We start from the raw sequence: 9,481 nt of genomic DNA on the forward strand, positions 1-9,481 counted from the left end.
ATAATCATGGTGCATCTCATCAAAGTATGACTTGTTGTTGAGGATATTATCCAGTTCGGCAACTATTTTTTGCGGTATGCAATCCTGCTGTATCAGCTCTTTTACCACCTGCTTGTCCATTATTAAATTAACCAGCGATATGTATTTTATATCAACCACCATACGTGCAATGGTAATGGAAACCGGGTTACCTTTATAAACTACTACTTGTGGCACATTAAACAGGGCGGTCTCTAAAGTGGCGGTGCCCGATGCTATTATGCCTGCGCTTGCATTATTCAGCAAATCATAAGTAGCATTAAATACAACCGGGATGTTTTTACCGCCAATAAACCGGGTATAAAAATCTATATTAAATGAAGGCGCGCCGGCAATTACAAATTGGTAGTCAGTAAATTGATCAGCTACATCCAGCATCTCTGGTAATAAATAGTTTATTTCTTGTTTGCGGCTGCCGGGCAGTAAGGCAATTATTTTTTTTGATGCGGATAGGTTGTTGTTTTTAAGGAAATCATCATCCGGAATAAAAGCATCAACCGCATCCAGCAGGGGGTTGCCAACATAGTCAACCTGCATTCCCCATTTTTTATAAAAATCAACCTCAAACGGCAGGATACAGAAAAGATGATCAACTAACCTTTTTATCTTTAATACCCGCTTCTGGTTCCAGGCCCAAACTTTTGGCGATATATAATAATATACAGGCAACTTAATATGTTTGGCGTATGCAGCTATCTTCAAATTAAAGCCGGGAAAATCTATCAATATCAAAACATCAGGCTGCCAGGCGGCTATATCTGTTTTGCAGGCCGCCATGTTTTTAAAAATGGTGCGCAAATTCAGCACTACCTCTAAAAAGCCCATAAAGGCCATGTCGGCGTAGTGTTTTACCAATGTGCCGCCCTCTGCCTGCATCAAATCGCCGCCAAAAAAACGGAACTCAGCCTGCGGGTCGAGCTCTTTTAACGCCTTCATTAAATTAGCGCCATGCAGATCGCCCGATGCTTCGCCGGCTACCAGGTAATATTTCATGCGTGCCCCATCTTAAATAAAAAAACCAGTGCCATTACAATAAAGGTACAAATTATGAGGCCGATACCGGTCTGGTCGTTACCCTTTTTAAATATATACCGGATGATAAAAAGATTGACGGCGATAGCCACCAAATAAGGCATACCCGGTTTGCTATTTAATGTGAATAAATAAGTTTTAAAAGCTACTTCGGATATAAGCCAGGCTATGCCAGGAAATATCAGGCCTATTAAAAAGCCGATGGCTATGTTATTTTTATTAAGCATGGTTAAACATTAAACTTCCACCCGTTTAATACACTAATGGCATGGTGGGCGGTCATATCAAATTGAACGGGCACTACTGATACATAGTTATTATCCAACGCCCAATTATCGGTATCCTGGCCCTTGTCATTTAACTGAAAAACACCGGTTAACCAGTAATACGGGCGGTTGTGCGGGTCCATGCGCTCGTCAAACTCCTCGGCCCATTTAGCATTGGCCTGGCGGCATATTTTTATGCCTTTTAATGCGCCCCCTGCGGGGAAATTTACATTAAGCAAGGTAGCCTGGGGCAAGCCGTTTTGTAAAACTTGTTTGGCTATTTCTTTTACATATTTAACGCAATGGGTAAAATCAGCCTGAAGGGTATAATCATCCAGCGAAAAGCCGATAGATGGTATGCTCTCAATAGCCCCCTCAACCGCTGCCGACATGGTACCTGAGTACAATACATTAATAGAATTATTTAAGCCATGATTTATACCCGATACGCAAAGATCAGGTTTTTTGCCTTTTAGTATTTTATTAACGGCCAGCTTTACACAATCAACCGGGGTGCCCGAGCATCGGTACATTTCAATACCCTCGTAAATGTCGACAGGGTCTAACCGTAACGGTTTACCTATGGTGATAGCATGCCCCATGCCTGATTGCGGACTATCGGGCGCTACCACCACTACGCGGCCAAGTTCGGCCATGGCATCCATAAGAGCTTTTATGCCCGGTGCGGTTATACCATCGTCATTAACAACTAATATGGTTGGCTGGGTACTTTTCATGGGGTAAAATTACGGTTTTAGGGTCAAGAATTATGAGCCAAGAATCAAGAATAACAAGGTATCCTGAAGCTTCATTCATCACTCTTAATTCTATCTTAAAAAAGATTTAAAAAATAATTGGATACAGTATTGAATATTTGAGTTAAAATCCTGATATTTGCAAACTCTTTACAAAAAAGAGTAATTAAATTTATTTGTCATGTCAAGAATTTGTGATCTAACAGGGAAAGCATCTTTAGTTGGTAATAACGTTTCTAACTCGAACGTTAAAACCAAACGCAGGTTTCATCCTAACTTGAAACTTAAAAAGTTTTATATCCCTGAGGAAGATAAATGGATAACCTTAAAGGTATCTACATCAGCTGTTAAAACTATCAGCAAAAACGGCATAACTGCCTGTATCAATAAATTTGTAAAAAAAGGATACATTTAGTAGTATTCAGTTTTGAGTTAGCAGTAATGAGTTAATACTCAAAACTTAAAACTCATTACTCATAACATAAAAAATAAGATGGCTAAGAAAGGTAACAGAGTTCAGGTAATTTTAGAGTGCACCGAGCATAAAACAAGTGGTATGCCGGGTATGTCGCGCTATATTACCACCAAGAACAAGAAAAATACAACCGAGCGTTTAGAAATGAAAAAATTTAACCCGGTTTTAAGAAAAGTAACTGTTCATAAAGAAATTAAGTAATTGCTTGGTGAATATCATTCACTAATTCAATAACTCACTAATTCAATAATTAAAAGAAATGGCAAAGAAAGTAGTTGCGACCCTGAAAACAGGACAGGGCAAAGAATACTCAAAAGTAGTTACAATGGTTAAATCGCCAAAAACAGGTGCTTACTCATTTAAAGAAGTAATTGTACACAACGATCACGTTAAAGACGCGATCAATGCTGCAAAAGCTCAGTAATCTGCTTCAGGAAAATTATAAAGGCCGTCTTGTTTTAACGAGAGGGCTTTTTTTATAGCCTCACCCCAGCCCTCTCCCAAGGAGAGGGAGTTAAATGGGGCAAATCATTAAACGGTATTACATATATTTACGAAAAATAAAAGTCCTCTCCTTTGGAGAGGATTTAGGTGAGGCCATGGGATTATTTGATTTTTTTAAGAAAAAAGAAAGCACACCTCAAGAGCAGGAAGTGCTGCAAACAGGTTTAGAAAAAACCAAGGATAACTTTTTTTCAAAAATTACCAAAGTAATAGCAGGTAAGTCAAGTGTTGATGATGATGTGCTGGATGACCTGGAAGAAGTGCTGGTAACATCAGATGTGGGCGTTACCACTACGCTTAAGATCATTGAAAGAATACAGGCACGTGTTGCCCAAGATAAATATGTAAGCACAGCCGATCTGAATGGCTTATTACGCGACGAGATACAGCAACTTCTTGCCGAAAATAACAGCAACGATTTTTCAAACTTTGAATACGGCAACCATAAGCCTTATGTAATAATGGTGGTTGGTGTTAATGGCGTGGGTAAAACTACTACCATTGGCAAACTGGCCCATAAATTAAAGCAGGCGGGTAACCAGGTGGTTTTAGGCGCTGCCGATACCTTCCGCGCGGCGGCGGTTGACCAGATAAAACTATGGGGTGAGCGTGTAGGGGTAAAGGTTGTGGCGCAAGCCATGGGATCTGACCCTGCATCGGTAGCTTTCGACACTTTAAAATCTGCCGTAGCCAATGGCGATGATGTGGCTATAATTGATACTGCCGGGCGTTTACATAATAAGGTTGGACTGATGAACGAGCTGACCAAAATTAAGAACGTAATGGAAAAGGTAGTTCCGGGTGCCCCACATGAGATATTGCTGGTGCTTGACGCATCAACCGGACAAAACGCCATTGAGCAATGCAAGCAATTTACCGAAGCCACTGCTGTTAATGCTTTAGCCCTTACCAAATTGGATGGCACAGCAAAAGGTGGTGTAGTGATAGGTATATCAGATCAGTTTAAAATACCGGTTAAATACATAGGCGTAGGCGAGGGGGTAGAACATTTGCAGTTGTTTGATAGACGGTTGTTTGTAGAAAGTCTATTTAAACAATAAAAAATAATTAGTACGTCATTGCGAGGAGTGAAACGACGTGGCAATCTCTACACGGCAGGTTACCGCCTAACGTGTAGAGATTGCCACGCTACGCTCGCAATGACGCTTCGATATTAATACATGAAGACAAAAGAAATTTATCAGCCGAAAATTATTAAGAAACCACGTGTAAATGTTGTCACGTTAGGGTGCTCTAAGAATACATACGACTCTGAAATACTGATGGGCCAGTTAAAGGGCAACCAATTTGATGTGGTGCATGAGGCGGATAAAGTGGGTAAGGATGATATTATTGTTATTAATACCTGTGGTTTTATTGATAACGCCAAGCAGGAGTCAATAGACACCATTTTACAATACAGCGAATTAAAAGAGCAGGGCAAAGTTGGGAAGGTAATAGTTACCGGGTGCTTATCCGAACGTTATAAACCCGAACTGGAAGCCGAGATAACCAATGTCGACGCTTATTTCGGTACTAATGACCTGCAAAATTTATTACGCTCAGTAGGTGCCGATTATAAGCATGAGTTGATAGGCGAGCGTTTATTAACCACGCCATCGCATTATGCCTACTTTAAAATTGCCGAGGGGTGTAACCGCCCCTGTTCGTTTTGTGCCATACCATTAATGCGCGGTAAACATTTAACCGCCCCGATTGAAGAATTGGTAAGCAATGCCAAAAAATTGGCTCAAAACGGCACTAAAGAACTGATATTGATTGCCCAGGACCTAACCTATTACGGGTTGGACCTTTATGGAAAACGTAACCTGGATGAATTGTTACGTAGATTGAGTGACGTGAACGGCATTGAATGGATAAGGCTGCAATACGCTTATCCTTCCGGTTTCCCGATGGAGATTTTGGATGTGATGAACGAGCGCGAGAACATTTGCAAGTACATGGATATGCCCTTACAGCATATTACTGATAACATGCTCAAATCCATGCGCCGCGGTATCACCAAACAAAAAACTATTGATGTGGTGAACGAGATACGCGACCGTGTACCGGGCATTGCTATGCGTACCACACTGATAACCGGCTATCCCGGTGAAACGGAGCAGGACTTTGAAGAAATGCAGCGCTGGGTAGAAGATACCAAATTTGACCGCCTGGGTTGCTTTACCTACTCGCACGAAGAAAAAACAGCTGCTCATAAATTAAATGATGATGTACCCGAGGATGTAAAGCAACAACGTGCCGATGCCATCATGGAGATACAGCAAGGCATATCTTTCGACAAGAACCAGGAAAAAATTGGTCGCACCTTTAAAGTGCTGATAGATAAAAAAGACGGTGATTATTTTGTGGGCCGCACCGAATTTGATTCGCCCGAGGTAGATAACGAAGTTTTAATTGATGCCCGTGTTGATTATGCTACCGTTGGCAGCTTTGTTAATGTACAGGTAGATACCGCCGAAGACTTTGACCTTTATGGACATATTGTAAAATAGACCAACGCTATATAAAACAAAAATCCGGACATATCAGCCGGATTTTTTTGTTTTATAAGTTTTACGGTTTGGTGGCACCTGTTCCGCCTTTTGTATTATCATTATGAATACCTCCCTGGGTTGTACCGGCGGCACTTGGGTTGCTATTGTTCATCATGCCCCCAGTGCCGTTTGAAGTTGAACTGCCATTCATTGTTCCGCCATTCATTGTTCCTGAACCATTCATGCTGCCGCTTCCATTCATTCCGGAATTGGTACCCATGCCGGTGCTATCCCTCATCATCGTGGTAGAATCCATAGCGGTACTATCTGTGCTTTTCGAACTGTTTGTTCCTTTACAGCTAACCAATGCCATTCCGGCGCACAAGCCCATTATTAGTAATTTGTTTTTCATAGATATGGTTTTTAATTAAAACCCATAAATTGAACATTGGTTTTAGTTAAATTATTGAATTGCAAATTAATAGGCCCCCCGCTGTCAGTTTTTTATGGACATATTGTAAAATAATATAAACGCATTGTGTAATTAGCATTAATGGTTTTACATTTGGCCCAATGGATAGTTCCTGTATCAGTTATAAATCAACCGGTTATTTCTCGCAAACGGTTATCGATTATATCGATGACGCGCCTGCTTTAAAACATTTTTATGCTCATCGCCCTGATATTAAAGGGTTTGCTGATCTGATTGCTAATAAAAAAGTTGTTGCCGATCGTGGTATATTATACCAAGTGCTAACCGATCAGTATAAAAGTATTTCGGATACCAGTTATACAATATCCGATAGCGTTAAAAAAAATTTAGAACTCCTTGCGGCCGATAATACTTATACCATTACTACCGGCCACCAGTTAAATATTTTTGCCGGTCCGCTATATTTTATATACAAAATAGTAACGGCTATAAAACTGGCCCGCCAATTGAAAGCAAATTTCCCCGATAAAAATTTTGTACCGGTTTACTGGATGGCGTCTGAGGATCATGATTTTGCCGAGATAAACTATACCAACATTGGCGGCAAAAAAGTGCATTGGTGGTATGAGGCTACGGGGGCTACCGGGCGCATTAGTCCAGAAAGTATCCGCGAAGCGCTGAACCAATACAAAGGCGCTTTAGGTTTAGATGGCCATGCCGGCGATCTGGCAAAAATTGTTGAGACTGCCTATGCCGGTTTTGATAAACTGGCTGACGCTACCCGTTATTTAGTTAACGCACTATTTGGACAATATGGATTAGTGATAATTGATGCTGATGATCATCGTTTTAAACAACAATTCGCGCCAATTATTGAAAAAGATATTACAGAGCAAAACAGTTTTGCCCATATCAATGCTACTAACGAGCAATTGCAGAAGCTTGGAGTACATATACAGGTTAATCCGCGAGAGATAAACTTTTTTTACTTGCAGGATAAACTGCGCGAGCGTATAGTTTTTGAAGGAGACCGTTATAGCGTTTTAAATACCGAAACCCACTTTACCAAACAACAATTACAGCAGGAAATAGCGCAATACCCCGAACGGTTTAGCCCTAACGTGGTAATGCGTCCGGTGTATCAGGAATGTATATTGCCTAACATAGCTTATGTAGGTGGTGGTGCGGAGGTGGTTTACTGGCTGGAATTAAAGTCTACCTTTGATTTTTACGATGTTGATTTCCCGATATTGATATTGCGTAACTCGGGTTTGGTTATCCGTAAAGAATCAGCGGCTAAGATAGCTAAAATGGAACTTTCTGCCGAGGAGCTGTTTAAAAGCACAGATACCATTAAAAACGAATGGATTAAAAAACACAGCGAGCATACTTTGTCCTTACAGGAAGAATGGAAGGAACTGACAGCCGTTTTTGAAAAGATAAAACAACGCTCATTAAAAATAGATACCACCCTTGCACCATCTGCCGAGGCTGTACAGGTCCGCTTGAAAAAAGCGTTGGATAATCTGGAGAAAAAATTGATCAAAGCCGAAAAACGCAACTATCATACTCGCCTTGAACAAATTGACCAGATAAAAGCCGAACTTTTCCCCAAAGACAGCCTACAGGAACGTACCGAAAATTTTGGTTTGCTTTACGTTAGATGGGGACAGCAATTTATTGATGAACTGGTAAAAAGCTTTGAGCCGTTGGATTTTAAATTTACGGTGTTAAGCGAGTAGTTCTACAGCAACAAAATATCTATCCTATGCGCATGCACCATTTGAAAATGGGCTGACCATGCAAAAATGGTAAAGTGCCCATCCTGCGAAGCTACTAAGGCTATAGCATCGCGCTGATCATACACAAACTGTGCCGCAGCCAAATGCCGGGTACCGCCGTTTTGCCCGGGGTGTATAAACTCGGCAACACCATCTACCACAGGTTCGGTAGTAACAATCTGGTCAACCGGGGTGCTAACTTCTGAACGGGCTATTTTAGTGCCAAAAGCAATCAGTTCGTAATCGCGGTTAATAATGGTTGCACCATCAACGGCGGTAAAGCCGCCTACAATATCAATGGCTTTGCGTAAGCCATCCTGCCAGCTTGTTTTTACACGTTCACGCGGGTCTTGTTGTATAAGTTGTGTAATGCCATCAAAGGCCGGAATAACCGGGTAGGATATAGGGTGAATTATAGATTGCTGCCACTCGGTTGAACCATTGGGTACTATCAATACCAAGCCTCCACGTCCATGTACACGCATAGATGCGGACAACTCAACCAACACGTTTATTGAATCATTCAAAAAAACCGGCAATGGCATACCCAATAGCGAATTGAGCAGCGCATGACAACTGGCTAAGGCGGCATTATCCTCATCAATAATTTTAATTACATCGCCTTTTAAAACGGCAATATTCACAAACTTGCCAAAGCCATCAATACGGCTATGTTTAATAACCAATAGGCCCGGCTCAACTACTTCCAATACAAAACATATTCCGGGTATTTGCAGGGTAGTGCCCCACACAAATAATTCGTCATTTTCAAACCATACCCCCAGGTGAATACCGGGGCTTTCAACGGCCGGGGCAAGCTTGGTTAAATTATGCGGAGTTAAGCGCAGCGGTTTGCCAAATACCAACGGACTATTTGCCTGGTAGGGTGGCAATAACGATATAGAAATTTTGGGTGAGCGCCCCTCTTCCTTACGTAAACTTGCCCAAAATGCCACATCAATTATAGCTTCAATAATTGCGGCAGGTGGTTCGATAGCCAGGTCAGACGAACCCAATAACCGCGCTTCGGCCAGATGTTCGGCAAAATGAGTTTCTATGGTGGTAGCCACCATTCGTGCAGCAATGTAGGTAGGCTCGGATAGCATATTCAGAAAATTACTCAATTAAAATCGTCTTTTCAAATGTATTGCTAATAACAGGTGCTTGCAATAAGGGTTTGGTAAAATGGTGTTGGGATGACAGCCCCAAGCCTTCCCTTTCCGGGGGAGGGTTGGGTGGGGCTTATTTTTGTATATTTACCTATCCAACTGTAAACCATGTATAAAGTAAGTTTCAGAGCAATCACCATCTGCACTTTATTGTTCTTGCAAAGTGCTGTGTCGTTTGCACAGTCAATGTCGTATCCATCTCCCGATAAAGTGGCCGCAGATTTTAAGGCATTGCTAAGCCGACCAATTGTGCCGGCTAACCCATCGTTTACTACAATAAAAAACAATGATATTATTATTGAGCGCGGCATTATAAACAGTGAGGTTAATGAAAAAGTACCCATACTGATATATAAACCTGCAACGGGCCAAAAAAGCTATCCGGTAGTTATATTTATGCATGGTACCGGTGGTAGTAAGGATAGTAAAGAAGTAACAGATGTATTGTATAGCTTAACAAAACTGGGCATTATGGGCGTGTCCATTGATTCGCGTTACCATGGCGAACGGGTAGCGGGTGGTGCGCATG

General features: G+C 41.5%; 12 protein-coding genes. 7 read left to right on the forward strand and 5 right to left on the reverse strand.

Going from position 1 to position 9,481, the window contains the following annotated elements; all coding sequences use genetic code 11:
* The 3 genes from lpxB to surE all read right to left on the reverse strand — a co-directional run.
* Nucleotides 1–1,032, reverse strand: a 1,032-nt coding sequence (gene lpxB / locus ABI367_RS01765) for a lipid-A-disaccharide synthase (protein WP_462231671.1), incomplete at its 3' end; no start/stop codon positions are given.
* Nucleotides 1,029–1,298 carry a stationary phase survival protein SurE gene (locus tag ABI367_RS01770; protein ID WP_462231673.1) on the reverse strand — a complete coding sequence of 90 codons (270 nt, stop codon included), beginning with the start codon at nt 1,296–1,298 and terminating at the stop codon, nt 1,029–1,031. The genes lpxB and ABI367_RS01770, both read right to left, overlap by 4 nt.
* 2 nt (nt 1,299–1,300) lie before the next feature.
* Nucleotides 1,301–2,074: a 5'/3'-nucleotidase SurE gene (gene surE / locus ABI367_RS01775; RefSeq protein ID WP_462231675.1), complete on the reverse strand. Its 774-nt coding sequence runs from the start codon at nt 2,072–2,074 to the stop codon at nt 1,301–1,303.
* Between the two features lie 199 nt (nt 2,075–2,273).
* On the opposite strand from surE, the gene rpmB reads away from it, so the two are divergent.
* The 5 genes from rpmB (at nt 2,274) to rimO (ending at nt 5,587) form a co-directional block, all read left to right on the forward strand.
* Nucleotides 2,274–2,507, forward strand: a complete 234-nt coding sequence (rpmB, locus tag ABI367_RS01780; protein WP_096355826.1) for a 50S ribosomal protein L28 — start codon at nt 2,274–2,276, stop codon at nt 2,505–2,507.
* A gap of 78 nt (nt 2,508–2,585) precedes the next feature.
* Nucleotides 2,586–2,768, forward strand: a complete 183-nt coding sequence (gene rpmG, locus ABI367_RS01785; protein ID WP_067063463.1) for a 50S ribosomal protein L33 — start codon at nt 2,586–2,588, stop codon at nt 2,766–2,768.
* Between the two features lie 58 nt (nt 2,769–2,826).
* Nucleotides 2,827–2,991, forward strand: a complete 165-nt coding sequence (locus ABI367_RS01790) for a DUF4295 domain-containing protein (RefSeq protein WP_462231677.1) — start codon at nt 2,827–2,829, stop codon at nt 2,989–2,991.
* 175 nt (nt 2,992–3,166) lie between these two features.
* Nucleotides 3,167–4,132 (forward strand): signal recognition particle-docking protein FtsY, encoded by a 966-nt coding sequence (ftsY, locus tag ABI367_RS01795; RefSeq protein ID WP_462231679.1) that lies wholly within the window; start codon nt 3,167–3,169, stop codon nt 4,130–4,132.
* A gap of 120 nt (nt 4,133–4,252) precedes the next feature.
* Nucleotides 4,253–5,587 carry a 30S ribosomal protein S12 methylthiotransferase RimO gene (gene rimO, locus ABI367_RS01800; protein ID WP_462231681.1) on the forward strand — a complete coding sequence of 445 codons (1,335 nt, stop codon included), beginning with the start codon at nt 4,253–4,255 and terminating at the stop codon, nt 5,585–5,587.
* 61 nt (nt 5,588–5,648) lie between these two features.
* On the opposite strand, the gene ABI367_RS01805 is transcribed toward rimO, so the two are convergent.
* Entirely contained in the window at nt 5,649–5,981 is a 333-nt protein-coding gene (locus tag ABI367_RS01805) for a hypothetical protein (RefSeq protein ID WP_462231683.1), read from the reverse strand.
* A 161-nt stretch (nt 5,982–6,142) separates the two neighbouring features.
* On the opposite strand from ABI367_RS01805, the gene bshC reads away from it, so the two are divergent.
* On the forward strand, nt 6,143–7,744 hold the full coding sequence (gene bshC / locus ABI367_RS01810; protein WP_462231685.1) for a bacillithiol biosynthesis cysteine-adding enzyme BshC: 1,602 nt from the start codon (nt 6,143–6,145) through the stop codon (nt 7,742–7,744).
* 2 nt (nt 7,745–7,746) lie between these two features.
* On the opposite strand, the gene ABI367_RS01815 is transcribed toward bshC, so the two are convergent.
* The gene (locus ABI367_RS01815; protein WP_462231687.1) at nt 7,747–8,907 is read right to left on the reverse strand and encodes a putative sensor domain DACNV-containing protein; all 1,161 of its coding nucleotides are present in this window, start codon (nt 8,905–8,907) and stop codon (nt 7,747–7,749) included.
* Between the two features lie 231 nt (nt 8,908–9,138).
* Here ABI367_RS01815 and ABI367_RS01820 point away from each other — a divergent pair.
* Nucleotides 9,139–9,481, forward strand: a 343-nt coding sequence (locus ABI367_RS01820) for an alpha/beta hydrolase family protein (protein ID WP_462258002.1), incomplete at its 3' end; no start/stop codon positions are given.

The sequence above is a fragment of the Mucilaginibacter sp. genome, assembly GCF_039935595.1.
GTDB lineage: Bacteria > Bacteroidota > Bacteroidia > Sphingobacteriales > Sphingobacteriaceae > Mucilaginibacter.

Coding starts and splice junctions, on each gene's coding strand:
- ABI367_RS01805 (WP_462231683.1), bottom strand. CDS start 5,981: ATGAAAAACAAATTACTAATAATGGGCTTGTGCGCCGGAATGGCATTG.
- rimO (WP_462231681.1), top strand. CDS start 4,253: ATGAAGACAAAAGAAATTTATCAGCCGAAAATTATTAAGAAACCACGT.
- bshC (WP_462231685.1), top strand. CDS start 6,143: ATGGATAGTTCCTGTATCAGTTATAAATCAACCGGTTATTTCTCGCAA.
- ABI367_RS01770 (WP_462231673.1), bottom strand. CDS start 1,298: ATGCTTAATAAAAATAACATAGCCATCGGCTTTTTAATAGGCCTGATA.
- rpmB (WP_096355826.1), top strand. CDS start 2,274: ATGTCAAGAATTTGTGATCTAACAGGGAAAGCATCTTTAGTTGGTAAT.
- ftsY (WP_462231679.1), top strand. CDS start 3,167: ATGGGATTATTTGATTTTTTTAAGAAAAAAGAAAGCACACCTCAAGAG.
- surE (WP_462231675.1), bottom strand. CDS start 2,074: ATGAAAAGTACCCAGCCAACCATATTAGTTGTTAATGACGATGGTATA.
- ABI367_RS01790 (WP_462231677.1), top strand. CDS start 2,827: ATGGCAAAGAAAGTAGTTGCGACCCTGAAAACAGGACAGGGCAAAGAA.
- rpmG (WP_067063463.1), top strand. CDS start 2,586: ATGGCTAAGAAAGGTAACAGAGTTCAGGTAATTTTAGAGTGCACCGAG.